Origin of the sequence: Marinobacter salinus, from assembly GCF_001854125.1 — a bacterium.
Classification (GTDB): domain Bacteria; phylum Pseudomonadota; class Gammaproteobacteria; order Pseudomonadales; family Oleiphilaceae; genus Marinobacter; species Marinobacter salinus.
Map to the genome: position 1 here is coordinate 706,264 of NZ_CP017715.1, position 23,893 is coordinate 730,156.

Consider the following 23,893-nt stretch of genomic DNA (forward strand, 5'->3'; position numbering starts at 1 on the left):
GGACCACCATTACAATAAGCTCATGCTGCCGGACAATCAGGTCAGGGCAGCACGGCCTTAAAAGGCTTGACGATGACTTTCTCATAAACCCCGGCTTCAATATAGGGGTCTGCGTCCGCCCATGCCTGCGCTGCCTCCAGTGAATCGAATTCTGCTACGACGAGGCTCCCGGTGAAACCCGCTTCTCCGGGATCGGGAGTATCTATGGCAGGGTGTGGTCCTGCAACGAGCAATCTACCTTCGGCTTTCAGTGCCTGCAGGCGCTCAAGATGAGCGGGACGGGCGGCTTGGCGTTGAGGAAGGCTGTTCGCGACATCCTCACTGATAATGGCATAGTGCATACTGCTCTCCGTTATTCGTTTGATTGCCAGAAAATCTGGTAGCCGGATGTAATACAGGTTCGAGGCATGACTGGTACACTGGCTGCTGAGCTGACACCATTGCCAATCACCTGATTCAGGATTTTTCGTGACTATACCGCAAGACCCCGGTTTGTGCATCGATCTGCACTGCCACAGTACCGCTTCCGACGGCGCACTGGCGCCGTCTGCGTTGGTTGCCCGGGCTGCTGAGCGGGGGGTAACCCACCTGGCACTGACTGACCATGACACAATCTCGGGTCTGGTAGAGGCGCAAGCTTCCGCCCGGGAGCAGGGCCTTGCCCTCATTCCGGGGATTGAGTTGTCCTGTCTTTGGAAGAGTCGAACCATTCATATTGTCGGTCTGGATTTTAACGGGCAGGACGAGCGGTTTCTTAATGCGCTGGAACGGCAGAACGAGAATCGGTGGGCGAGGGCCCGAATGATCGCTGAGCGTTTGAGTAAGCTCAATGTTCCCGATTTGTTGCAGCGCGCTACCGGTGCATCTGGCGGTGACGTGCCGGGCCGTCCACATTTTGCAGAGGTGCTGGTGCAGGCGGGTGTTGTCCGTAATGGGGCGCAAGCCTTCAAGCGTTATCTGGGCAACGGAAAACCCGGAGATGTAAAGGCCTACTGGCCAGAGTTGCCCGAGGTGGTTAGCTGGATCAACGAAGCGGGTGGGATAGCCGTTCTGGCCCATCCTCGCAAGTACCAGCTGACAGCCACCAAGCTAAGGGAGCTGACTGCGGATTTTCGTCGCGCTGGAGGGCGGAGTATTGAGGTTTGCACCTCAGGTCAGTCCAGTGGGGATCTTGGATTTGTGGCGGAACTCTGCCGTAAGGAGAAATTGCTGGCGTCCCAGGGCAGTGATTTCCACTTTCCAGGTGCACCCTGGTGTGAACTCGGCCGCATCATGAAAATGCCAGACGGGCTGGAGCCGGTCTGGCATCATTTCAGAACACCTCTTGGAGAGCCTGCGCCGGTTTAATCCGGTGCGTGGAACAAGAGGTAGAGGTCAGTCAGTGAGTCTGGAATGGCATCGGCCATTTGCCGTGACAGCTTGTCGCTGTTGCGAACTTTCTGGAAGTCTTCGTCGTCGAACAGTCCAGACAAGGTCAGCATAGGCACCATCAAGTCTGCGGTTTCTTCCTCACTGGCGGCGTCGAGCCATTCCTCCTCATGTTCAAGGAAGGTGTCCACGAACCCCGCGCACCAGTTTTCCAGGGCATTCATCGGATCATCATCTTCCGGCTCGGGTAATTCCAGGGCCTGCCCCATGTCGAGAGAGTAGGCCATATCGGCGGCCAGCTGTCTGATGCACCGGCTAAAGATTTCGGGAATCTCGCCACCAGGCACTGCATCAGTGCCGGTGGCGAGGCGAAAGATTTCTTCCGCCTGCAGCTCACTCGGACCGACTACACTGGCGCAAACGACCCCGTGCAGGCCGAAAAAGTCGAGAGCATCCTCCCCCCAGGGTTCGGCAAAAAGGATGTCTTCCAGTGCTTCAATGTCGGAGTTCGATAGCATTCTTCAGTTACTCCCGGCTTTCTTGGCCGCTTCCGCAGCGCGTTGGCGCTTACGGACTTCTCTGGGATCGTTGTAGGCGCGGCCGGGTGTTACCGGGACGTCGACTCCTGGCTGCTCTTCAGGCTTGGCCTGATCCGAATCCATGCTGACCGGTTTTGCCGCCCTCTCGCTTTCGAGATGGGTGTCGGTTGCCGGTGCGGCGGCAGGTTTCGGTTCCGGAGTCTCGGCTTTGGGCTTTTCCTGTTCTGGTGCCTTTTGCTCCTGAGCCTCAGGTTGGGATGCTTTGGCCTCCGGCCTCGCCTCGTTTCCGGCGTTGGTTTCCACCTTTTCCGCTTCAGCCGTGGTTTCTGCAACCTTCTCGGCTGGCTGGGTAGTTTCCTGCTCCTGGTCCTTGGCAGGCTCGCTGGGGCGCTCTGCCTTGGCAGCCGGTTTCCGGTCGGCTTTGGCTTCCGCTTTGGCTTCGGGTTTCGCCGGCTTAGGCTTATTCTCTGATACTTCCGCAGTCGTCGCTTTGTCGACTTTGGCTTCTGCCTTCGCCTCCGCCTTTTCGGCACCCTTCGGCTCTGGCGATTCGTCCGCCTTGGGCGAGGCCTTGGGGCTCTCCGATTTTGCGGTCGGCTTGGCCTGCTTCGGCTCCTCCTGGGGGGGAGTTTCCTGCGGCGCCTTGGGCTGTTCCGGTTTTTCTGTTTTCGGAGCTACTGGGGCCTCTGACGTTTGTGGCTGCTTGCCATTTTGAGGCTTCTCAGGCGAAGCCTGTTTGCCACGGCTGTTCTGCTGCTCGTCTGCCGCCTTAACCTCTGGTGTGCCAGCGTCCAGCGGTTGCTCTGGCTGGGTATCTTTCTGGTGTATGTCGCTGCGCGCAGCCTTGCGGTCTGCCGGAGTGGAAGAGGGTGCTTCCGTCGGAGAGCCGTCCCGGCCACGCTGGCGGCGTGGCTTGCGGCGTTTTTCTTCAACCGCACCCGCGCCCGCACTCTTTTCACTGCTGGCTGGCTTTTTCGCAGTATCCTGCTGATCTTTCTGCTCGCGAACCTCTTTTTGTTCGCGCTGAGGTTTACTGCGACCTTGACCCCGACTGCGGCCCTGGCCACCCTTGCTGTCGCCACCTTTACTGTCACCGCCTTTGTTCTCGGCACTCTTATCGGTAGTCGGGCGGTTCTGGCTGCTGCGGTTCTGGTCGTCGGTACGGTTACGTCCGCGATTGTCGTCGCCGCGGCTCTGTTGGCTACCCCTGCGACGATCATTGCCACTCCGGTTGCCGGTGCCGGAACGCTGGTCATCACGCGCTACACGGGACTTGCGGCGGTCCTGGCGGTCTTGGGTGCGGCGGTCTTCACGCGCGGCTTTGCTTTTGTCTCGCGCTTCTGAAGGCTGCTCTTCATCACCGCCGAAAAAGTCGGAAATCTTCCGGCCCAGGCGTCGGAAGAGCCCTTCTTCCTGCTCGGATTCCTGAGCCGGTTTTGCCGCAGGTGTCGGGGCTGGTGCGCTCGGGCGAATTGCTTTTACGGCAGCCTGTTCGCGGGCAGGGCGCTCAGCCGTTGGTGTTTCAAGAACTTCTTCTTCGCGTTCGCTGTATTCCTGGGCCACCTGATGGCTGGAAATGTGCTCCGGCGTGGTCTCGTCTTCGCGCATGCGCAGGATTTCGAAGTGCGGCGTCTCCATGTGCGGAACCGGGACCACAACAACGCTGACTTCCTGGCGAGCTTCAATATCGGCCAGCTGCTTGCGTTTTTCGTTTAGCAGGAAGGTGGCTACTGATACCGGAACCACGGCACGGACCTCGCCAGTCTTGTCCTTTGAGGACTCCTCATAGATCAGGCGCATGATGCTCAGTGCCAGCGATTCGATACCCCGAATCGTACCCTGGCCCTCGCAACGGGGGCATACTTCACTGCGCGTTTCCCCAAGAGAGGGGCGCAGACGCTGGCGTGACATTTCCAGCAGTCCGAAACGGGAGATTTTGCCTACCTGAACCCTGGCGCGATCGATTTCCAGAGCTTCGCGCATTTTCTGCTCGACTTCGCGCTGGTGTTTGGCCGGGGTCATATCGATGAAGTCGATTACGATCAGGCCGCCCATGTCGCGCAGACGCAGTTGGCGCGCTATTTCTTCGGCTGCTTCCAGGTTGGTCTGAAGCGCTGTTTCTTCAATATCGTGACCTTTGGTGGCACGAGAAGAGTTGATGTCGATAGATACCAGGGCTTCGGTCGGGTCAATGACGATCGAGCCGCCCGACGGCAGCTTCACTTCCCGCTGGAATGCGGTCTCGATCTGGCCTTCAATCTGGTAGCGGCTGAACAGGGGGATTTCATCCCGGTACAGCTTGATCTTGTTCTCGAAGGTCGGCATTACGGCCCGCACAAAGTTCAGCACGTCCTCGTATACGCCGTTAGCGTCGATCAACACCTCGCCAATGTCCTGGCGGAGGTAATCCCGTACCGCCCGAATGATGACGTTGCTTTCCTGGTGAATCAGAAACGGCGCTTTGCGTTCGCCGGCAGCCTGGGTAATGGCTTCCCAGAATTGCACCAGATAGTCGAGGTCCCACTGGAGCTCTTCCGTGGTGCGCCCGATGCCGGCGGTTCGTACGATGATGCCCATAGACTTGGGCACCTGGACGTCGTTCATGGCTTCTTTAAGCTGGGCTCGCTCATCGCCCTCAATACGGCGTGAAATTCCGCCCGCCCGGGGGTTGTTGGGCATCAGCACCAAATAGCGCCCGGCAAGGGAGATAAACGTGGTCAAGGCTGCGCCCTTGTTGCCACGCTCTTCTTTATCGACCTGGATAATGACTTCCTGGCCTTCGGAGACCACATCCTTGATGTTGACCTTGCCGTCGATCTGGCCGGGTGATTTCTTGAAGTATTCCTTTGAGATTTCCTTCAGGGGCAGGAAGCCGTGGCGCTCGGCACCGAAATCGACAAAAGCTGCCTCAAGGCTGGGCTCGACTCGAGTGATGCGGCCTTTGTAAATATTGGCTTTTTTCTGCTCGCGTGAGCTGGATTCGATATCAAGGTCGAACAGACGCTGGCCGTCGACCAAAGCGACGCGCAACTCTTCAGGATGAGTTGCATTGATAAGCATTCTTTTCATGGAAAGAAAGAGTTCCTGTCGTTTAATTTTGACAGAAAACCTAGGAGGATCGCATCAGCGAAGCAGGATGTGCGTGCTGTGGGGCTCTTCTACATCAAGAGCAGGCCGACAGCCAGACGAATCAGACCCTTGGCGGGCGTGATTCTGTTGGTCTGAGACCACCGACGGTCACGCTGCCTTCAGGCAGCAAGAGGTCGTGTAAGGTTCGTGTCTGTTGACGCATGTTATCCGTTTTCAGGTTCACTCAGGTGCCTGGGTCTCACGTCGTATTCGTAAGCTGGACGGCCCGGCCCTGCGTGGCAATGATTCTTCGCGATGTCGCCCGTCGGTTTTCCGCACGGTTTTCTTCTTCTCCCGAAGGCAGGTTCACAGCCGTCATTGGTCTGTCCTGGCTTTCCGGGAGCACTTCCTGCGCCGATCCCGATAGTGATTGGGTATACGGCGTTCAAACTCTCGAATAGTGTCGGTATACTTCTGCCGCTCCGGCTTCTGACTCCAATCTGTCAGGCCGTAGACAAACGGCAGAGCACGCCGGAATATAACAGTATTCGGTTGGCCGTTCAATCCTGCACTTATTCGTTATTGAGGAATTCCATGTCCCGCAAGTCCGCGCCCAGAAAACCCGCCGGAAATCGCCTGCGGAAAGCGGTCTCGCCTCCCGCTCAGAATGCCCGGCCCCGGGCGCAGACCAATGGGCCGAAAGAGGTTCGGCAGGGGGTGCAGTTGGTTGTCGTTGACGAAGATAACGAGGGGCAGAGGGTCGACAACTTTCTCCTTGCACAGCTTCGCGGTGTGCCGAGGAGTATCATCTACCGGGTGGTGCGAAAGGGGGAAGTTCGAGTCAATAAAGGTCGAGTGAAACCTGATACCAGGCTCAGAGTGGGTGATCAGGTCCGCATTCCGCCCATCACGCGGAAAGAGAGGCCGGCTCAGGTAGCACCCGGGAGTCGCGTTCAAGGAGTCATGGAGGACGCAGTCCTGTTTGAGAATGACCAGATGCTGGTGGTCAACAAACCGTCCGGTATCGCTGTTCATGGTGGCAGTGGGCTCAGTTTCGGGCTTATTGAAGTGTTGCGCTCGGCGCGGCCCGATGCCCGCTTCCTGGAGCTGGTGCATCGGCTTGACCGGGATACGTCAGGGCTGGTGATGGTCGCCAAGAAGCGATCCGCACTGCGTTTTCTTCAGGAAGAACTGCGTCAGAAGCGAATTCGAAAGCATTATCATGCTCTGGTGTCCGGGCACTGGCCAGAGGCGGTTGGCCGGGTCGATGTGCCTCTCCTGCGCTATGAGATGCCTAATGGTGAGCGCCGGGTAAAGGTAGATGAGGCCGGCAAGGCCTCGCTGACTTTGTTTCGTTGTCTGAAGAACTATGAGGGCTACAGCCTCGTAGAGGCCTCACCCGTCACTGGCAGAACCCATCAGATTCGCGTTCACAGCGCCTGGGAAGGTCATCCGATTGCCGGCGATGACAAGTATATGGATGATGGGAGCCTTAAAGCCTTCCGTGCCATTGGTGGTCAGCGGCTCATGCTTCATGCCTGGGCTCTGGAGTTTGCGTTGCCGGTCACTGGCGAGTCCATGCGTCTGGAGGCGCCCTATGACGATGCATTTAATGACGTGCTTAAAAAGCTGGAAGCGCGCAACAGGAATCGATAGATGAAGGTTAAGGTTGTTATTTTTGATTGGGACGGGACCCTGGTGGATTCTGTCGAGCATATTGCTGAAAGCCTGCATCAGGCGGCGACGGAGCTGGGTTTTCCGGCACTTCAGCGTGAGGCCTACCGGGATATCATCGGGCTGGGAATGGTTGAGGCGCTCGAGAAGCTCTATCCGGGCATCAGTCGCGATGAAATGAGTACTATTCGCGAGGGTTACGCACGGTATTTCTTTGCCAAAGTTACTACGCCCCAGAATGTGTTCGATGGGATGGCAGACGTTGTTGCCGATATCAGAGGTTCCGGGCGTGGGTGCTCTGTGGCTACGGGTAAGAGTCGACGGGGTTTGGAGGTCGCGCTGTCATCGAGTGGCCTGGGGGCGCATTTCGATACCACTCGTTGTGCAGATGAGACCCGCTCCAAGCCGGATCCGACAATGCTTGAGGAAATTGTCCGGTTCTACGGGATTGAGCCATCCGACGCCATTATGGTGGGGGATACGCGATATGACCTGGAAATGGCGCAGCGAATCGGAATGCCATCAATCGGCGTGGAGTGGGGGGTACATAAACGTGATGTGCTCGGAGATTACTCGCCTTTTGCCATTGTCGACACTGTGCCGGACCTTCGCCGTGCTCTGGGTATTTGAATTGGGCAATTACATGATTACTGCTGACAGGACGTATGCATGACTGACTGGGAATCTGAAAAACAACCCGACTGGAACGATAAGCCTGTGGAAAGTGAAGGTGTAGGCAAGCCGCGTGGCGGGCGTAAATCACCCAACCTTCCGCCGGAAACCGGTCGAGACTGGAAGTTGATCGAAAAGCTGGTGATGTCTCTTCAGTCAGAACAGCGGCGGAGCCGTCGCTGGGGGATCTTTTTTAAATTCCTGACGTTCGGGTACCTGTTCCTGCTGCTGTTTATGTTCAAATTCCCGTTTGGAGACACAGTTGGTTCGGCTGGTGGCGAGCATACGGCACTGATCGAGATAAATGGTCCGATTGCTGCTGATGAACTGGCAAGCGCAGATAATATTGTCGGTTCCCTGAGGTCTGCGTTTGAGGAGGTCAGCGCAAAGGCGGTGTTGTTGAGGATCAACACCCCCGGTGGCAGTCCCGTTCAGTCAGGGTATATCTATGATGAAATAGGACGCCTTCGGGAGAAGTATCCCGAGAAGAAGGTCTACGCGGTCATCTCGGATATCGGGGCTTCCGGTGCCTATTATATTGCCTCCGCTGCAGATGAAATCTATGCCAACAGGGCGAGCCTGGTTGGCTCCATTGGCGTTGTAGCCGGTGGTTTCGGGTTCACTGGTATCATGGATAAAGTCGGGGTTGAGCGTCGCCTTTATACCTCAGGGGAAAACAAGGCGTTTCTCGACCCGTTTTCTCCCGAGCAGGCCGAAGAGGTGGCCTTTTGGCAGGGCGTGCTGGAGAACACTCACAGTCAGTTTATTTCCGCAGTAAAGGAAGGGCGCGGAGAGCGGCTCGCGGACGATGAAAGGCTTTTCAGTGGCTTGGTCTGGAGCGGCGAGCAGGCGTTGGAGCTCGGTCTGATTGATGGGCTTGGCAGTGCTTCCCATGTTGCTCGCCAGATAATTGGCCAGGAAGACCTGGTTGATTACAGTCGTCACAAGTCGCCGCTCCAGGATATTGTCGACCAGCTGGGGGTCGCTTTTGGTGAAGGCTTTGCGGGCCAGGTGCTGGAGTCCAGGTTGGAGCTCCGGTAACCAGGATTATTGGGCGTTCAGGGCTCAAGCAGCGGATTTCTGCCCCAGTTTCTGAACATGTCGTTCAGTGCGATCAGGGGGAGACCGATCAGGCTGTTCGGGTCGCGGCCTTCCAGTCGGCTGAACAGGGTTATTCCCAGTCCTTCCATCCGAAAGCTGCCGGCGCAGTCATAGGGGCGCTCCTTGTGAAGGTAGGCCTCTATCTCGGCGAGCGTTAGCGTTCTGAAATGGACTGAAAATGGCTCGCAGTGGTTCTGTATTCTGCCGGAGCAGGAGTCCAGCACGGTCAGGCCGGTCAGAAACAGGACCCGGTGGCCGCTGCTTCTTCTCAGTTGATTGACTGCCTGTTCATGATTCTCCGGTTTGTTCAGAAGTGAACCATCAGGAAGGCAGGCCACCTGGTCCGACCCGATGATCCAGTGTTCCCGATATCGGTCCTTCAGGCTCAGGGCCTTGCTTTGTGCCAGTCTTGTGGCCAGCTGGTCAGCGGTTTCGCCGGGGGTGGGAGTTTCATCGATATTAGGGCTGACAGAGCTGAAGGGCATCCCCAGTCTTTCCAGAAGCTCCCGACGGTATGGGGAGGATGAGGCCAGTACGAGGGGGGGAGCTGTCATGGATGGTTTCCTTTTGGGTGTTGTCGGTATCAGGCACGTGTATTTATCGTAGAATACACGTACTCGAGTCGGAAGCTTTGTTCAAAAGACAACGAAGTCTTTGACAGTAGAGAGGTGGGCCCCTAAAATTGCGCGCCTATGTCAAATGCGTCACACGCCGGGTTACCTAAAACTGTCGATCCTTACCGGTTGGCAGAGCAGAACAGCACGCTTGAGGGAGTGATTCCTCTGGGCAAGTTGTCTCGTTTCCGGGAAGCGGTTCTGGGAATTGATGAGGGCGCTGAGTGTAGCGTCAAGTTGTCCTTTTACATGGATGGCGAGCGCCGACGTATTGTCTCGGGTGAACTGGAGGCGCCAGTGAGCCTGGAATGCCAGCGGTGTTTGGGTGCCATGCGGACGACACTTGTGTCCCGGTTCACTCTGGGGCTGGTGACCAGCGATGAGCAGGCGCAGCAGTTGCCGAAAGAGCTTGAGCCGTTCCTGACAGACGATTTCAGTGCAGATCTCTGGTCAATGGTTGAGGACGAGTTATTGCTGGTTCTGCCTCCATTTCCGACTCACGATCGGAATGAGTGTCCGGCCCGAGAAGATCTGGAAGCATACGAGCCCGATGGTTCCCGAGTTGAACCAGACGAGCCAAAGAAAGAGAATCCCTTCAGCGTGCTGGCGGATCTCAAGAAGACAAAACATTAGCCGGGCGCGGTATCCTTTCGGAAGCCAGCGCGATTTTACGAACACACGTTACTTTTGAAGTCATTCAAGTTTACGTTAACAAGTCAGGAGCATAATCATGGCTGTACAGAAAAACCGTAAGACCCGTTCCAAGCGTGGCATGCGCCGCTCACACGATGCTCTGAGCACTGCCGCTTTGAGCACCGATGCAACGACAGGTGAAGTTCATCTTCGTCACCACGTTTCGCCGGACGGCTTCTACCGTGGCAAGCAGGTAATTGAAGCGCGCGACGAGTAATTTTGGTGCTACCAGGCGCCACCCAGTGTCAGATGGAGAAACGGTGAAAGAAGTCACCATCGCGATAGACGCCATGAGCGGTGATCGCGGGCCTTCTGTTGTGGTGCCTGCGGCATTGGATGCAGTGCGTGAAAATGAAGCCTTGAGCATTGTTCTGGTGGGAATCCGGAGCGAGCTTGAGGCTTTTTTGCGTGATGGTCATGCCAGAATTCGTGTGGTTGAAGCGGCAGATGTTGTGCGCATGAATGAGCGACCATCTCATGCCCTTCGCCACAAGAAAAACTCCTCTATGGCAGTTGCCCTTGGTCTGGTTCGTGACGGCGAGGCCCAGGGATGTGTCAGCGCTGGCAATACGGGGGCGCTGATGGCGTTTGGCCGCAGCATCATACGGATGTATCCGGGCATTGAACGGCCGGCCATTTCAAAACTGATTCCCTCACTCCGTGGCCGCTGCCATGTCCTGGATCTCGGGGCGAATGTCGACTCCACCGCGGAAAATCTTTACCAGTATGCCCTGATGGGCTCGCTGATGGCGTCGGCTGTCTCCCGCCAGCCAGAACCCCGTGTTGCTCTTCTGAATGTGGGCGAGGAAGAGATCAAGGGCAATGAGCAGGTGCGCCTTGCCTCCCATATGCTTGCTCAGTGTGACACCATAAATTACATCGGTTACGTGGAAGGCAGCGATCTTTTTCGTGATGTGGCTGATGTAGTTGTCTGCGATGGTTTTGTTGGAAACATCGCACTGAAGACGGGCGAAGGCGTGGCCGGTCTGCTGATAGAGTTGATGGAACAGGCATTTACGCGCAACCTGTACGGCCGCCTCGTCGGTATGCTCGCGCGGCCAATTGTCGGCCGTCTCTTGCGGTTGATGGATCCTTCCCGCCACAACGGTGCCAGCCTGCTGGGGCTGCAGGGTGTCGTGATCAAGAGTCACGGTAACGCAAATGAACGAGCCATGCTTGCGGCCATTCGTCAATCGGTGCGGGAAGTCGAGCTTGAGGTTCCGCGCCGAATCAATGAGCGCCTTGACGACCTCATGCTTTAAGGGCCTGAGACTAAAGTCTGTCCCTTTTTTGTCATGTATTCGCGGATAATTGGCATAACTTGTACTATTGGCTAATCTCCGGAACCCCTTCAATGACGATAAGATTCGCACTATGAAATCAGCCTTTATTTTCCCCGGTCAGGGGGCTCAGTCAGTAGGTATGCTCTCAGCAGCCGCCGAAGCTTGGCCCATCATCAACAGAACCTTCTCTGAAGCGTCCAATGCGCTGGGGTACGACCTGTGGCATCTTTGCCAGAAAGGCCCGGCCGAAGAGCTCAATCAGACGGCGGTTACCCAGCCGGCGTTGCTGACGGCAAGCGTTGCCCTGTGGCGTCAGTGGTTTGTCTCGGGAGGTGCTTCTCCTGATTTTGTAGCAGGTCACAGCTTGGGCGAATACAGTGCCCTGGTGGCGGCCGAGTGCCTGGATTTTGTCGATGCCGTCAAGCTTGTTCGCCTGCGTGGCGAGCTAATGCAGGACGCTGTGCCGGCCGGTGAGGGCAAAATGGCCGCTATACTGGGCTTGGAAGATCAGGATGTTGTGGCAGCTTGCGAGAGTGCAGCCCAAGGTGATGTCGTTTCTGCTGTCAATTTCAATGCACCGGGCCAAGTGGTTATTGCCGGGGCAGCTGCCGCTGTTGAACGCGCTATTGAGGCGTGTAAAGAGAAGGGTGCGCGAAAGGCAATGCCCCTCCCTGTCAGTGTGCCTTCCCATTGTGCCTTGATGAAAGGTGCCGCCGAGGAGCTGGGGAAGGCCTTGGAAGACGTGCGTTTTAATGATGCTGTCATCCCCGTCATACAAAATGTTAACGCTGCTGCAGAGACTGATTCCGCTACACTCAAGGCGAATCTCCTGAAGCAGCTTTATTCACCGGTACTGTGGACTGACTCTGTCAGGACTCTGGTGGACAGCGGGGTCAGTGTTGCCGTTGAATGCGGCACCGGCAAGGTGCTTGCGGGCCTGATTAAGCGCATCGACCGGAGCCTGGCTGTGCACAGCATCGAAGATCCGGATTCACTGGCGAAAGCGCTTAACGCTTTCGGTCAGTCATAACGAAAGGGAGTCATTCATGTCTCTGGAAGGCAAAACCGCACTGGTGACCGGTGCAACGCGCGGAATTGGTAGAGCTATCGCACGGGCATTGGCGGAGCAGGGTGCAGAAGTTGTGGGTACCGCGACCAGTGCCGAAGGTGCCGAGTCTATCAGCAATGATTTCAAAACAGCCGGGCTCAAGGGATACGGTATCGTCATGAATGTGGCGGATCCTGAAAGTATTGGGATTGGCCTTAAGGACTTGACCGAGAAATCCGGTGCGCCCCTTATTTTGGTCAATAATGCTGGCATCACCCGGGATAACCTGTTGATGCGCCTTAAAGACGATGACTGGACGTCTGTTCTTGAGACGAATCTCTCCAGCGTTTATCGCACCAGCAAGGCCGTTTTGCGTGCAATGGCAAAAGCGAAGTGGGGCAGGATAATTAATATAAGCTCTGTGGTGGCCGGCATGGGCAATCCGGGGCAGGGCAACTATTGTGCGGCTAAGGCCGGTGTGGAGGGCTTTACGCGCAGTTTGGCCAAGGAAATGTCGAATCGGGGCATCACTGCGAATTGCGTTGCGCCCGGGTTTATTGACACAGATATGACAAAAAAACTGGACGACAAGCAGCGTGAGGCTATGCTGGAAATCATACCCGCGGGTCGTCTGGGTGAGCCGGAAGAGGTTGCAGCCGTGGTTGCCTTCCTGGCTTCAGATGCGGCCGGATACGTGAGTGGTGAAACCATTAACGTGAACGGCGGAATGTACATGGGATAAGCGACCGGGAGATGCGGGTACGCAACTCCTTGTAGCACAACATGTTTGACCGAATCCCTGCTTGTCTGCAGGTGGGGTTTAATCTAAACTGGCAGCACTTGAGTTGCTTGGTTGACACATAAAGTGAGGACATTATGAGTACAGTTGAAGAGCGCGTTAAGAAGATCGTTTGTGAACAGTTGGGCGTTAAAGAGTCCGAGGTTCAGAACTCATCTTCTTTTGTAGAGGATCTTGGCGCTGACTCACTGGACACCGTTGAGCTGGTCATGGCACTGGAAGAGGAATTTGAAACTGAAATTCCTGACGAAGAAGCCGAAAAGCTGGCTAGTGTTCAGGACGCGATCGACTACATCGTCGCGCATACCTGATACTCTGCATTTTAGAAAGCCAGGCGAAAGGCCGTCCTTGTGATTAAACGCGGGACGGCTTTTTTATTGGCTGGAAATCAGGTTGGATTGGTCTGAAGAGTTACATGCAAAAGATCGGGTGTAGGGGATTATGAGTAAACGTCGGGTTGTCATTACGGGCATTGGGATGCTTTCTCCTTTGGGCAACGATGTTCAGACTTCCTGGGCGGGTATTCAGGAGGGGCGTAGCGGGATAGGTATGATTGAGCGCTTTGATGCGTCTGAATATAACACCCGTATCGGTGGCGCCATCAAGGATTTGAACCTTGAGCCCTGGCTATCAACCAAAGAAGCCAGAAAACTGGATGCATTTATCCATTATGGGCTGATAGCAGCGCAGCAAGCCGTGGACGACAGCGGGCTGGAACATTACGCAGCTCTGGACAGGGAGCGGGTTGGCATTGCGATCGGTTCGGGCATTGGTGGTCTTGAATACATTGAAAAAAGTGTTCTTACCATGGACAAATCAGGTCCCCGCAAGGTGTCGCCGTTTTTTGTGCCAGCCTCGGTTATCAATATGATTTCCGGGAATGCAGCCATCCGGTTCGGGTATCGTGGTCCCAACATCGCCATTGTTACCGCCTGTACCACCGGCACTCACAATATTGGGTATGCCGCCCGCACGATCGCGTACGGTGATGCGGACGTCATGCTGGCCGGCGGTTCTGAAATGGCCACGACGCGCACTGGCGTAGCGGCGTTTTCGGCTGCCCGCGCGCTGTCGACCCGTAACGATGAACCAGCGAAGGCCAGTCGGCCCTGGGACAGGGACCGCGATGGGTTTGTGTTGAGTGACGGCGCGGGAGTAATGGTGCTTGAAGACCTGGAACATGCGAAGAAACGCGGCGCCACGATCTACGGAGAGGTCATTGGCTTTGGCATGAGCGACGATGCTCATCACATAACGGCTCCTCCGGCGAACGGCGAGGGCGCGGCGCGCTCAATGAAGAATGCGCTCCGTGATGCCGGCCTGAAGCCGGATGAGATCGATTATATCAACGCCCATGGTACCTCTACGCAGGTCGGGGATGTTGCCGAAGTGTCCGCTGCCAAGAGTGTCTTCGGCAGCCATGCCGGGAAGCTGGCCATGAGCAGTACCAAATCCATGACCGGTCATCTACTCGGTGCGGCGGGAGCTGTTGAGGGTATTTTCTCGGTTCTGGCCATTCGTGATGGTGTGTTGCCGCCGACTATCAATCTGGATAATCCGGATGAAGGTTGCGATCTCGATTTCGTGGCAAACAAGAGCCGAAAGGCGGATGTGCGTGTTGCGCTATCCAACTCCTTCGGCTTTGGTGGCACCAACGGTACACTGATTTTCCGTCGTTACGAGGGCTGATCTGAGCGATGTTCAATCTGTTTTGGGCAGACGAGGGTGGTCTTCCTGCCAATGACAGGGGGCTCGCCTATGGCGATGGTCTGTTTGAGACGATCCGGATGGAAGGTGATCGTGGGGCGCTTCTATCCCGCCATCTTGAACGGTTGGTGCGAGATGCCGGTCGTCTTGGTATTACCTTGTCTCGCAGTGACTTGTACTCTGTATTTGGCGATGCGTCAGCGCGATTTTCCGGGCGTTTTGACAGTCACAGCTGGGTGCTGAAACTGACAGTAACCCGGGGCGCCGGAGGTCGCGGTTACCGCCCGGACCCGCGGATGAAGCCAAGTCTCCTGGTGGCTAGCGCACCCATGCCGCAGATGGCCCCAGAGGCTGGTGTTGATGTGGATTTTTCACGGGTTCCCCTGACAGTTAATCCCCTTTTGGCAGGAATCAAGTCGTTAAATCGCCTCGAACAGGTCATGGCCGCCCGGGAGCTTAATGACTCCCTTTTTGAGGTCATTATGTCCAACAGCGAGGGGTATTTGCTTGAGGGCACTCGAACCAATCTTCTGCTTAAGACCTCACAGGGTTGGTCGACACCGCCCGCAAGTTCATTGGCTGTTTCCGGAGTCATGAGGGATTGGGTGCTGGAGTGTCTGAGGGGGCGCGGTGAACAGGTTGTTGAACGGCCGCTAATGCCAGAGGATATTATCGGGCAAGAATGCCTCGGGCTTTACCTACTGAACAGCGTGCTTGGCGTTGTTCCGGTTCGCAGTTTGGCTGGCCACGATTTGCCTGTGGATGGCGGACTTGCGACAATCTGCAATCTTCTCGAAACACTGGAATAATTCGCTTGCTCAAGAAGTTACTGATTGCCTCTGTAAGTGCTGTGGTACTGGTTGTTGCCGGGACCGGACTCTGGGTCTGGCAAGGGCTGCAGACTCTGGCGACACCCGTCGTACTTGACGAACCTATCCTGTTCAATGTGCCCGGTGGGACAGCCTTCAGCCAGGTAGCCCGGAAGCTCGAGCGTCAGGGGTTGGTTGAAAAGAGCCTCTGGCTGCGCATCCATGGGCGTATCTATCCGGAACAGGCTCGAATCAAGGCCGGAGAATATGAATTCACGAGCGGAATGACACCCTCGGATATGGTCAGCGCGATGGTGTCCGGTGATACCAAGCACTGGTCGGTGCAGTTTATCGAAGGCTGGACCTTTGGTGACATGCGGGCCGCACTGGCCCAGGCAGATCGCATCGAGAAGGTCACGACCGACTGGACCGACGCCGAGATCATGGCGGCCATGGGGGCTGAGGGTGAGCACCCTGAAGGACGGTTTTTCCCGGATACCTATCTGTTTACCAGCAGCGAATCGGACCTCGACCTTCTCAAGCGGGCATTCGATAAAATGAGTGCTGTCCTGCAAGAGGAGTGGGTCGGCCGAGAGGAAGGACTGCCTTACGATTCGGCCTACGAAGCGCTGATCATGGCGTCGATCGTAGAGCGGGAAACGGGTGTGCCTCACGAGCGGGATCAGGTAGCGGGTGTCTTCGTGCGTCGTCTGCAAAAAGGTATGAGGTTGCAGACGGACCCAACGGTCATTTACGGCATGGGGGACAAGTACAAGGGACGAATTGGCAGCCGGGATTTGCGCACATACACGCCGTATAATACCTACCGCATCAATGGGCTGCCGCCTACACCGATCGCTTTGCCTGGTCGCGAAGCGATTCATGCGTCATTACATCCTGACGATGGTAAGGCGCTTTATTTTGTTGCCCGCGGTGACGGGTCGCACAAGTTTTCCCAAACGCTGGCGGAGCATCAGAAAGCAGTGCGGGAGTTCCAGCTTAACCGGCGCGATGACTACCGGTCATCGCCGGCATCGCAGAGTGATGACAACACTGACAGCGGGGATTCGTGATGAGCCGGCGTGGCCAGTTTATTACCTTTGAAGGTACAGAAGGCGTCGGCAAGTCCACCCAACTTGGGAATGCAGCGAAAACACTGGAGACACTGGGTGTCGATTTCATCGTGACCCGGGAGCCCGGCGGAACGCCTATGGCCGAAGCCATCCGGGAGCTGTTGCTGGCTCCCCGGGAAGAACCGGTCAACGATACGACAGAGCTGCTGCTCATGTTTGCGGCTCGTGCACAACATCTGCACACACGGATTCTCCCGGCGCTTGAGCAAGGCCAGTGGGTTCTGTGCGACCGCTTTACCGATGCCACTTTTGCCTACCAGGGTGGGGGGCGTGGGGTTCCGCAGGAACGAATTGCGTTACTGGAGAATCTTGTACAGGGTGAAGTGCGTCCTGATCACGTCATTTTGCTTGATGCCCCGGTAGAAACCGGGATGACCCGGGCAAGGCACCGAGGAGATCTGGATCGTTTCGAGCAGGAAGCTGTGTCCTTTTTCCAGCGCATTCGTGACACTTATCTGGCTCGCGCGGCAACCGCACCCGCTCGATATACTGTGGTGGACGCAGCTGCTCCGTTGGAGCAAGTAAGCGCCCGGATCAGCGAACTTATGTGCAAGTTTTATTCAGATCTGCTTTAATTGAGTAATATTCTCAGTTAAAGGTTCTGGTTGCGTCTATGCTGGATGCACGACTACTGAAGCTTCCGATTGCGTCTCATCAGCATCGTCATGAGCATCATCAGATCGTGGTCGGCGTTCAAGGTGAAGCCGATTTGAGCGTGGACGGAACCGGATCCCACCTCGACACATGGAAAGCGTGTCTGGTGCCCACCGAGGCTCGCCATGATTACCGTGGCGACAATCAGAACCACGTGCTGGTGATTAACCTCGACCCTTACACTCCCGCTATCAATACTCCTGAGCACGGTGAATATGAGCGTCTTGCGCCGCTCTTCGAACGGGCGAGAACCCTGGATATGGATAATCGGCTGCAAGGCCTGGTCCAGTTTGCGGCCGCGGAATTTGACCGTGCGCCAAAAAACGACGGCATTAAGCGTCATCTTGCCGCGAGCATCCTCCACTGCATGGCTGAACGACTGAATGACAGCCGAAAAGTCATCACTAACCGTCATGCTGTGAGTCCGGATACCATTCGCCGTTACATCATGGAAAACCTGCACAGAAAGATTACAGTTCAGGATCTGGCAGGCGTGGCCTGTCTGAGTGTGAGCCGTTTTCATGATCTTTTTCGTGACATCACCGGAGTGACACCTCACCGGTTTCTTCTTCAGACCCGCTTGGATCAGGCGGCGCAACTTCTCCTCTCCACCTCACTTTCCATCTCGGAAGTCAGCTATCGCACAGGCTTTTCATCCCAGAGCGCCCTGACAAATGCCCTCAGAAAACACAAGGGTACTACGCCGTCGAAGTTACGGTTTGGTGAAAAAGTAGCCTGACTTGCGAAAAAATGAGTCATTTCGGACGAATTTAAAAAAGAATCGTAGGATTTTGTAAGCCCGGGATCCGTAGTAATACTAACTTACACGTTACTGATATTTGTCAGGGCGTGATTCCGAAATAAAGAGTGGTATCGGCCCTGGGTAAACACTCAATGAATGCCCAAAGCTGAACAGGCATTCGCAAGAGGCAACCCGATGTTTCATGCAAGCAGGGTTCTCGAACCTGCGTTTCAGGAACAGCCAAGATCATTTTTCTGGCAGGGCATCACTGCGTGTTACGCCGTGGATGAAAGCCGGTTCCTGGAAGAGCTGATTCCGCTCGCCCAGAGCGATGCTGCTGAACATCGGATGGTTACCGAAACGGCAACCAAACTCATTGAAAAGGTACGTGAGCAGGACGACTCTGTTCACATGATTGATGCGCTGCTTCAGGAATACAGCCTCGATACTCAGGAAGGCATCTTGCTGATGTGTCTTGCTGAGGCTTTAATGCGCATTCCCGACAAATACACCGCCGATGCGCTTATTCAGGACAAAATGTCGGTTGCTGACTGGCAGAAGCATGTAGGACGGAGCGAATCCACGCTGGTTAATGCTTCAACCTGGGGTTTGTTGCTGACCGGCCGCGTCGTAAAAATGGACCGGCGGCTGGATGGCTCCCCTTCGAGTATCTGGAAGCGACTGGTCAAGCGTAGCGGTGAACCGGTCATCCGCAGCGCAATGTACAAAGCCATGGCCATCATGGGAAAGCAGTTTGTATTGGGCCGGGATATCGATGAAGCCCTGACTAATGCCCGGGACTATCGGGAGATGGGGTACACCTATTCCTTCGACATGCTGGGGGAGGCTGCCATGACGGGTGACGATGCAGCCCGTTACCTCAAGGATTACATGCGGGCCATTGAGTCAGTGGGTACCGAGGCCTTTGCTGAAAGCCGGGCGTCACGCTCTTCTATTTCCATCAAGCTATCCGCCCTCCATCCCCGCTATGAAGCCACGCAGGAAGACCGTGTTCTCAAAGAACTCTACCGGACGGTTCGGGATCTGGTTGCATTCGCGCGGGAAAAAAACGTGTCAATCACGATCGACGCAGAGGAAATGGACCGTCTGGAGCTGTCCCTCAAGCTGTTCGAGAAAGTGTTCAAGTCTGACGCGACGCTAGGTTGGGGCGGCTTTGGCCTGGTCATCCAGGCTTATTCCAAGCGAGCCTTGCCAGTACTCTGCTGGTTGACCAAGTTGTCGAAAGAGCAGGGCGACGAAATTCCGGTTCGCTTGGTTAAGGGGGCCTATTGGGATACCGAGATCAAAGTATGTCAACAACTGGGTCTGGATAACTATCCGGTTTTTACCCGAAAGGAGGCGACTGATACTTCCTACCTTGCGTGTCTGCGTTATCTCCTCAGCGACTACACTGAAGGCGCTCTTTATCCGCAGCTGGCGAGCCACAATGCCCACACGGTGGCATCCGTGATGGCAATGGCAAAGACCAAGGGGCGCAAGATCGAGGTTCAGCGGTTGCATGGGATGGGCAATGCGCTCTACAACGGTATCCTTCAGGAGGATGATATACCGGTGCGCATTTATGCGCCGGTAGGGGCGCACAAGGACCTCCTGCCCTATCTGGTTCGGCGCTTGCTGGAGAATGGCGCGAACTCCTCCTTTGTGCATCGACTGGTTGATGCGGCAACGCCTGTTGAAGCACTGGTTCAGAGCCCCGTGGAGGAGCTTCAGAAGCACGAGTCGCTCCCGAACGACCGCATTCCGCCGCCGACGGCAATCTATGGTGGAGAGCGCATTAACTCCAGAGGCGTGAACATTCACGTGGCGTCACACCTCGAACCGTTGCTGAGTCGTCTTGGTGAGTGGGAAAGGCACAGTTGGGCTGCCGGCCCGATCATAACCGGTAGCCGGCGCCAGGATGGCGAGCGGGTTCCGGTGTTTTCCCCTTATGACACGACTAAAGCGGTCGGATCGGTCATCCGGGCAAACGTACAGCATGCCGAGGAAGCCCTGAAAGCTGCCCATGCCGGGTTTAGATCATGGAACGAGCTTCCGGTGGTGGAACGTGCCCGGCCTCTCGAGCTGTATGCGGACCTGCTTGAGCAGAACATGGAAGAATTTATCTCCATGTGTTGCCGTGAAGCCGGGAAAACCATACAGGATGGCATCGATGAAGTGCGGGAAGCGGTCGATTTCTGCCGCTACTACGCTATTCAGGCGCGCGCCCGTTTCGGTGACGCCATTGCCCTTCCGGGTCCTACCGGAGAAAGCAACGAATTGTATATGGAAGGCAGAGGCGTTTTTCTTTGCATCAGTCCATGGAATTTTCCACTGGCCATCTTCACCGGTCAGATAATGGCTGCATTGGTGTCTGGCAACACCGTCATCGCCAAGCCGGCCGAACAAACCAGCCTCGTCGCTCATCGCAGTGTCGAGCTGATGATGGAAGCCGGCTTCCCGCCGGATGTCATTCAACTGTTACCCGGTGATGGCGCGACATTAGGCGGCAAACTGACCCCGGACCCCAGGATTGCCGGCATCGCCTTCACCGGATCTACTCACGTCGCCCTGCTTCTGAATCGTGCCCTGGCTCAGCGTGAGGGAGCCATTGTGCCCCTGATTGCGGAGACAGGTGGGCAGAATGCCATGATCGTGGACAGTAGCGCACTGCCGGAACAGGTTGTCCGTGATGTCCTGCAATCGGCATTTGCCAGCGCCGGCCAGCGCTGCTCGGCTCTCAGGGTGTTGTATGTTCAGAAAGAAGTGGCAGACCGTATAGAGACCCTTTTGGCGGGTGCCATGCAGGAACTGTCAGTGGGTAATCCGGAGCTTCACAGTACCGACATCGGGCCGGTGATTGATGGTGAAGCGCAGCAAGCTCTTCAGGAGCACCTTAACGGGCTGGAGCGGAACGCCCGATTTATTGCACGGGCTCAGGTGCCACCAGAATGCTGTGTCGGCCATTTTGTTGCTCCCTCAGCGTACGGGATTAACAGTATCCGGGAGCTGGAATCCGAGCACTTTGGCCCTGTTCTTCATGTCATTCGATACGAGGCCGAGGAACTGGACGACGTGATCGACGATATTAACGGGGCAGGTTTTGGCCTGACACTCGGGATTCACAGTCGTAGCGAGTCTACGGCCGCCTACATTGAGCAGAGAGTTAGGGTGGGCAACTGTTATATCAACCGGAACCAGATCGGGGCAGTTGTCGGCGTGCAGCCCTTCGGGGGTTGTGGTCTGTCGGGGACCGGTCCCAAAGCGGGTGGACCCCATTACTTGCAGCGTTTTGCAATAGAGCGTACACGCACAATCAACACGACTGCAGTGGGCGGCAACGCCTCACTTCTGTCGCTGGGCATTGAAAGAGTTTAGGAGTTAACAAAAAACGACAGAAGCGACATGGACGTTGCCATAAATGCTGGTGCAAGTGACCTTTGAGCGACCTTCACCTGAGCCGGGGTTGTCCCTCTCATCCTGTTTGCAGGGTGGAGAAGGAGAGCCGTTCCAAAGCCAATAACAACCAACCCAGATAGCGCACGGGGAGAAAACGAAAATGATAGGAAACAGTGTAGGGATAAGTATTACTTTCCTGGCCTACATACTGTTGATGCTTGGCATCGGCTATGTTGCCTGGAAGCGTACTTCAAACCTTTCCGATTACATCCTGGGCGGCCGTAGTCTTGGCCCCCTGCCATCTGCGATCAGTGCCGGTGCGTCCGACATGAGTGGTTGGCTCCTTCTGGGGCTTCCCGGTTATGCCTATGCAGCCGGTTACGAGGCCATCTGGATCGCCGTTGGCCTGTTGGCAGGTACCTGGCTTAACTGGCTATTTGTGGCGAGCCGTCTTCGGACATACTCACTGGCTGCAGGCGACTCGCTGACGCTGCCATCTTACTTCGAGAACCGCTTTCATGATACCAGTCGTATCCTGCGCGTGGTGAGTGCGTTCTTTATCCTGATGTTCTTCCTGTTCTACACCAGCTCAGGTCTGGTTGCCGGTGGAAAACTGTTTGAAACCGTGTTTGGCCTTGATTACACCGTCGCGGTGATCGTAGGTACCATCGCCGTTGTTTCTTACACCTTCTTCGGTGGCTTCCTGACGGTAACCTGGACGGATGTTATTCAGGGTCTGCTGATGTTCGCCGCATTGCTGCTGGTTCCGATCATGGCTATCAATGCGGACGGAGGCTGGTCTGCGACCACAGTCGCAATGGAGGCAAAGAACCCTGAGTTCCTTGATGCTTTCACCGGTACCGACGGCAAAGCTCTGGGTATCCTGTCCATTCTCTCCCTTCTTGGCTGGGGTCTGGGTTACTTCGGTCAGCCGCATATCCTGGCACGTTTCAAGGCCATTCGCAGCGAAGACGACGTTCCGGCGGCCCGCCGCATCGCGGTGATCTGGAGCGGCCTGGGTCTGCTTGGCGCCCTTCTGTGTGGCTTTGCAGCGATCGGTTACTTTGATACGCCTCTGGATGATGGCGAGCGTGCCTTCATGCTCCTGGTTGATGCACTGTTCCATCCGGTTATTGCTGGTATCCTGCTCGCGGCCATTCTTGCTGCCATCATGAGTACCGCCGATTCACAGCTGCTCGTGTCTTCCTCTGCGCTGGCCGAAGACTTCTACAAGGCGCTCTTCCGCAAGGAAGCGTCCCAGGAAGAACTCGTCTGGGTTGGTCGGTTTGCGGTTGTTGGTATCGCGGTTATTGCCTGTATCCTGGGTTTGAACCCAGACAGCAAGGTATTGGAACTGGTGTCCTATGCCTGGGCAGGCTTCGGCGCGGCCTTTGGTCCCGCTCTGATACTGTCACTGTTCTGGCGTGAAATGACCCGTAACGGTGCTATCGCCGGTATCATCGTTGGTGGTGTGACGGTTGTAGTCTGGGGCAATATGTCTGGTGGTCTTCTCGACCTGTATGAGATTATCCCGGGCTTCATCTTTGCCACGATTGCGATCGTGCTCGTCTCCAAGTTTGGTGACGCGCCACACGCGAAGATCCTGGAAGGCTTTGATAAGGCAATTAAGGCCCGCTATCATAACCTGCCGTAACATGTGCTAGCCGGCGGTGTATTCCGCCGGTTCCATGTTGAAAAAGGCTCCCTTCGGGGAGCCTTTTTTTTGCACATCCGCCCGATTGGTGCGGCGTGGGCATTAACCGGATGAGTAGTAAACCAGAGACTCGAGAGACCATGGTGATCAGAATGAGCAGAGAGTACTCCATTGCTAGGGAGCAGGTTGAATGACAGTTCCCGAGGTCCTGGCACTGTTGTCGATTGGCGGTATCGCCGGATTTATCAACGTCCTTTCCGCCGGCGGCTCCATGCTCACGCTGCCCTTACTGATGTTCCTCGGCCTGCCGCCGCAAGTAGCCAATGGCACAAACCGGGTTGCTATCACACTGCAGAGCGTGACGGCGGTCAGCAGCTTCCATCGTATGGGCCATGGTAATCTTATGGTCAGCCTGCATCTCGCGATCCCGGCGGTTTTTGGTTCCCTGCTGGGGGCATGGGTAGCAACCCAGGTGCCGGATGCGGTGTTCCGGTTTGTGCTCGTGGCAGCCATGATCGGCGCCTCCGTATTTATGCTGTTGCCCCAGCCGAGGCTGGATACCAGGCCATTAACGACGGATCGTCTCGGGCCCGCCATCTATGTGGCGATGTTCATCATTGGCGTGTATGGCGGTTTCATTCAGGTGGGCGTGGGCGTGCTCTTCATTGTGGTTCTGTACCACATGCTGAAAATCGATTTACGCCAGGTGAACGTCCTCAAGGTTTCCATTGTCCTGCTATTCACCTTTGCTGCGCTTCTCGTTTTTGCGTTCAGCGGCCATGTACGCTGGGGCGTAGGGTTGACCCTGGCAGCCGGGAACATCACCGGAGCCTTTATTGCGGCGCGGGTGAACATGAGCGCACAGGGTGCTCAATGGGTGAAGTGGATTACGCTGGTGATGGTAGCTGCAATTCTGATAAGGCTTGTGCTCTATTAGC

The 23,893-nt window shown here is 56.0% G+C and carries 22 protein-coding genes; 18 read left to right on the forward strand and 4 right to left on the reverse strand.

Going from position 1 to position 23,893, the window contains the following annotated elements:
- Window positions 1–41: 41 nt before the first annotated feature.
- Entirely contained in the window at window positions 42–341 is a 300-nt protein-coding gene (locus BKP64_RS03305; RefSeq protein WP_070966001.1) for a YciI family protein, read from the reverse strand.
- 127 nt (window positions 342–468) lie between these two features.
- Between BKP64_RS03305 and BKP64_RS03310 the strand changes: the two genes are divergently transcribed.
- Window positions 469–1,347 (forward strand): PHP domain-containing protein, encoded by an 879-nt coding sequence (locus BKP64_RS03310; RefSeq protein ID WP_070966003.1) that lies wholly within the window; start codon window positions 469–471, stop codon window positions 1,345–1,347.
- On the opposite strand, the gene BKP64_RS03315 is transcribed toward BKP64_RS03310, so the two are convergent.
- Window positions 1,344–1,886 carry a YecA/YgfB family protein gene (locus tag BKP64_RS03315; RefSeq protein WP_070966006.1) on the reverse strand — a complete coding sequence of 181 codons (543 nt, stop codon included), beginning with the start codon at window positions 1,884–1,886 and terminating at the stop codon, window positions 1,344–1,346. The two genes, BKP64_RS03310 and BKP64_RS03315, sit on opposite strands and share 4 nt — an antisense overlap.
- A 3-nt stretch (window positions 1,887–1,889) precedes the next feature.
- A complete protein-coding gene (gene rne, locus BKP64_RS03320) occupies window positions 1,890–4,976 on the reverse strand; it encodes a ribonuclease E (RefSeq protein ID WP_070966009.1) in 3,087 nt (1,028 codons plus the stop codon).
- Window positions 4,977–5,570: 594 nt separating this feature from the next.
- Here rne and rluC point away from each other — a divergent pair.
- Genes rluC through BKP64_RS03335 form a run of 3 tightly spaced genes read left to right on the forward strand, consistent with a single transcriptional unit; the run spans window position 5,571 to window position 8,363 of the window.
- On the forward strand, window positions 5,571–6,632 hold the full coding sequence (rluC, locus tag BKP64_RS03325; RefSeq protein WP_070966012.1) for a 23S rRNA pseudouridine(955/2504/2580) synthase RluC: 1,062 nt from the start codon (window positions 5,571–5,573) through the stop codon (window positions 6,630–6,632).
- A complete protein-coding gene (locus BKP64_RS03330) occupies window positions 6,633–7,280 on the forward strand; it encodes an HAD family hydrolase (RefSeq protein ID WP_070966015.1) in 648 nt (215 codons plus the stop codon).
- A 39-nt stretch (window positions 7,281–7,319) separates the two neighbouring features.
- Complete coding sequence (locus BKP64_RS03335) at window positions 7,320–8,363, forward strand: S49 family peptidase (protein WP_070966017.1); 1,044 nt, start codon at window positions 7,320–7,322, stop codon at window positions 8,361–8,363.
- 17 nt (window positions 8,364–8,380) lie between these two features.
- Here the strand turns inward: BKP64_RS03335 and BKP64_RS03340 are convergent, their stop codons facing one another.
- A complete protein-coding gene (locus BKP64_RS03340; protein WP_070966020.1) occupies window positions 8,381–8,977 on the reverse strand; it encodes a Maf family protein in 597 nt (198 codons plus the stop codon).
- Window positions 8,978–9,115: 138 nt separating this feature from the next.
- Between BKP64_RS03340 and BKP64_RS03345 the strand changes: the two genes are divergently transcribed.
- The 14 genes from BKP64_RS03345 (at window position 9,116) to BKP64_RS03410 (ending at window position 23,892) form a co-directional block, all read left to right on the forward strand.
- Window positions 9,116–9,670 carry a YceD family protein gene (locus BKP64_RS03345; protein ID WP_070966022.1) on the forward strand — a complete coding sequence of 185 codons (555 nt, stop codon included), beginning with the start codon at window positions 9,116–9,118 and terminating at the stop codon, window positions 9,668–9,670.
- A gap of 97 nt (window positions 9,671–9,767) precedes the next feature.
- Entirely contained in the window at window positions 9,768–9,947 is a 180-nt protein-coding gene (rpmF, locus tag BKP64_RS03350; protein ID WP_070966024.1) for a 50S ribosomal protein L32, read from the forward strand.
- Window positions 9,948–9,990: 43 nt separating this feature from the next.
- Window positions 9,991–10,992, forward strand: coding sequence for a phosphate acyltransferase PlsX (plsX, locus tag BKP64_RS03355; RefSeq protein WP_070973528.1), 1,002 nt, complete (start codon window positions 9,991–9,993; stop codon window positions 10,990–10,992).
- Between the two features lie 112 nt (window positions 10,993–11,104).
- The gene (gene fabD, locus BKP64_RS03360; RefSeq protein WP_070966027.1) at window positions 11,105–12,043 is read left to right on the forward strand and encodes an ACP S-malonyltransferase; all 939 of its coding nucleotides are present in this window, start codon (window positions 11,105–11,107) and stop codon (window positions 12,041–12,043) included.
- Window positions 12,044–12,059: 16 nt separating this feature from the next.
- Window positions 12,060–12,803: a 3-oxoacyl-ACP reductase FabG gene (fabG, locus tag BKP64_RS03365; RefSeq protein ID WP_070966030.1), complete on the forward strand. Its 744-nt coding sequence runs from the start codon at window positions 12,060–12,062 to the stop codon at window positions 12,801–12,803.
- A gap of 134 nt (window positions 12,804–12,937) precedes the next feature.
- Window positions 12,938–13,171 (forward strand): acyl carrier protein, encoded by a 234-nt coding sequence (gene acpP, locus BKP64_RS03370; protein WP_012136033.1) that lies wholly within the window; start codon window positions 12,938–12,940, stop codon window positions 13,169–13,171.
- A 130-nt stretch (window positions 13,172–13,301) separates the two neighbouring features.
- Window positions 13,302–14,549: a beta-ketoacyl-ACP synthase II gene (fabF, locus tag BKP64_RS03375; RefSeq protein WP_070966032.1), complete on the forward strand. Its 1,248-nt coding sequence runs from the start codon at window positions 13,302–13,304 to the stop codon at window positions 14,547–14,549.
- Between the two features lie 8 nt (window positions 14,550–14,557).
- Window positions 14,558–15,376: an aminotransferase class IV gene (locus BKP64_RS03380; protein WP_070966035.1), complete on the forward strand. Its 819-nt coding sequence runs from the start codon at window positions 14,558–14,560 to the stop codon at window positions 15,374–15,376.
- A 5-nt stretch (window positions 15,377–15,381) separates the two neighbouring features.
- On the forward strand, window positions 15,382–16,449 hold the full coding sequence (gene mltG / locus BKP64_RS03385) for an endolytic transglycosylase MltG (RefSeq protein WP_070966038.1): 1,068 nt from the start codon (window positions 15,382–15,384) through the stop codon (window positions 16,447–16,449).
- Window positions 16,449–17,084, forward strand: a complete 636-nt coding sequence (gene tmk / locus BKP64_RS03390; RefSeq protein ID WP_070966040.1) for a dTMP kinase — start codon at window positions 16,449–16,451, stop codon at window positions 17,082–17,084. The genes mltG and tmk overlap by 1 nt, the downstream gene beginning before the upstream one ends.
- Before the next feature lie 38 nt (window positions 17,085–17,122).
- Window positions 17,123–17,902 (forward strand): AraC family transcriptional regulator, encoded by a 780-nt coding sequence (locus BKP64_RS03395; protein WP_070966043.1) that lies wholly within the window; start codon window positions 17,123–17,125, stop codon window positions 17,900–17,902.
- Between the two features lie 198 nt (window positions 17,903–18,100).
- Complete coding sequence (putA, locus tag BKP64_RS03400; protein WP_070966047.1) at window positions 18,101–21,280, forward strand: bifunctional proline dehydrogenase/L-glutamate gamma-semialdehyde dehydrogenase PutA; 3,180 nt, start codon at window positions 18,101–18,103, stop codon at window positions 21,278–21,280.
- 181 nt (window positions 21,281–21,461) lie between these two features.
- A complete protein-coding gene (gene putP, locus BKP64_RS03405; protein ID WP_070966050.1) occupies window positions 21,462–22,955 on the forward strand; it encodes a sodium/proline symporter PutP in 1,494 nt (497 codons plus the stop codon).
- Between the two features lie 190 nt (window positions 22,956–23,145).
- Window positions 23,146–23,892 (forward strand): sulfite exporter TauE/SafE family protein, encoded by a 747-nt coding sequence (locus tag BKP64_RS03410; protein WP_070966052.1) that lies wholly within the window; start codon window positions 23,146–23,148, stop codon window positions 23,890–23,892.
- Window position 23,893: the final 1 nt, after the last annotated feature.

Excerpts from the sequence above, each read along its gene's own strand:
- BKP64_RS03305 (WP_070966001.1), bottom strand. The coding sequence starts at position 341 with ATGCACTATGCCATTATCAGTGAGGATGTCGCGAACAGCCTTCCTCAA.
- BKP64_RS03315 (WP_070966006.1), bottom strand. The coding sequence starts at position 1,886 with ATGCTATCGAACTCCGACATTGAAGCACTGGAAGACATCCTTTTTGCC.
- rne (WP_070966009.1), bottom strand. The coding sequence starts at position 4,976 with ATGAAAAGAATGCTTATCAATGCAACTCATCCTGAAGAGTTGCGCGTC.
- rluC (WP_070966012.1), top strand. The coding sequence starts at position 5,571 with ATGTCCCGCAAGTCCGCGCCCAGAAAACCCGCCGGAAATCGCCTGCGG.
- BKP64_RS03330 (WP_070966015.1), top strand. The coding sequence starts at position 6,633 with ATGAAGGTTAAGGTTGTTATTTTTGATTGGGACGGGACCCTGGTGGAT.
- BKP64_RS03335 (WP_070966017.1), top strand. The coding sequence starts at position 7,320 with ATGACTGACTGGGAATCTGAAAAACAACCCGACTGGAACGATAAGCCT.
- BKP64_RS03340 (WP_070966020.1), bottom strand. The coding sequence starts at position 8,977 with ATGACAGCTCCCCCCCTCGTACTGGCCTCATCCTCCCCATACCGTCGG.
- BKP64_RS03345 (WP_070966022.1), top strand. The coding sequence starts at position 9,116 with ATGTCAAATGCGTCACACGCCGGGTTACCTAAAACTGTCGATCCTTAC.
- rpmF (WP_070966024.1), top strand. The coding sequence starts at position 9,768 with ATGGCTGTACAGAAAAACCGTAAGACCCGTTCCAAGCGTGGCATGCGC.
- fabD (WP_070966027.1), top strand. The coding sequence starts at position 11,105 with ATGAAATCAGCCTTTATTTTCCCCGGTCAGGGGGCTCAGTCAGTAGGT.
- fabG (WP_070966030.1), top strand. The coding sequence starts at position 12,060 with ATGTCTCTGGAAGGCAAAACCGCACTGGTGACCGGTGCAACGCGCGGA.
- acpP (WP_012136033.1), top strand. The coding sequence starts at position 12,938 with ATGAGTACAGTTGAAGAGCGCGTTAAGAAGATCGTTTGTGAACAGTTG.
- fabF (WP_070966032.1), top strand. The coding sequence starts at position 13,302 with ATGAGTAAACGTCGGGTTGTCATTACGGGCATTGGGATGCTTTCTCCT.
- BKP64_RS03380 (WP_070966035.1), top strand. The coding sequence starts at position 14,558 with ATGTTCAATCTGTTTTGGGCAGACGAGGGTGGTCTTCCTGCCAATGAC.
- tmk (WP_070966040.1), top strand. The coding sequence starts at position 16,449 with ATGAGCCGGCGTGGCCAGTTTATTACCTTTGAAGGTACAGAAGGCGTC.
- BKP64_RS03395 (WP_070966043.1), top strand. The coding sequence starts at position 17,123 with ATGCTGGATGCACGACTACTGAAGCTTCCGATTGCGTCTCATCAGCAT.
- putA (WP_070966047.1), top strand. The coding sequence starts at position 18,101 with ATGTTTCATGCAAGCAGGGTTCTCGAACCTGCGTTTCAGGAACAGCCA.
- putP (WP_070966050.1), top strand. The coding sequence starts at position 21,462 with ATGATAGGAAACAGTGTAGGGATAAGTATTACTTTCCTGGCCTACATA.
- BKP64_RS03410 (WP_070966052.1), top strand. The coding sequence starts at position 23,146 with ATGACAGTTCCCGAGGTCCTGGCACTGTTGTCGATTGGCGGTATCGCC.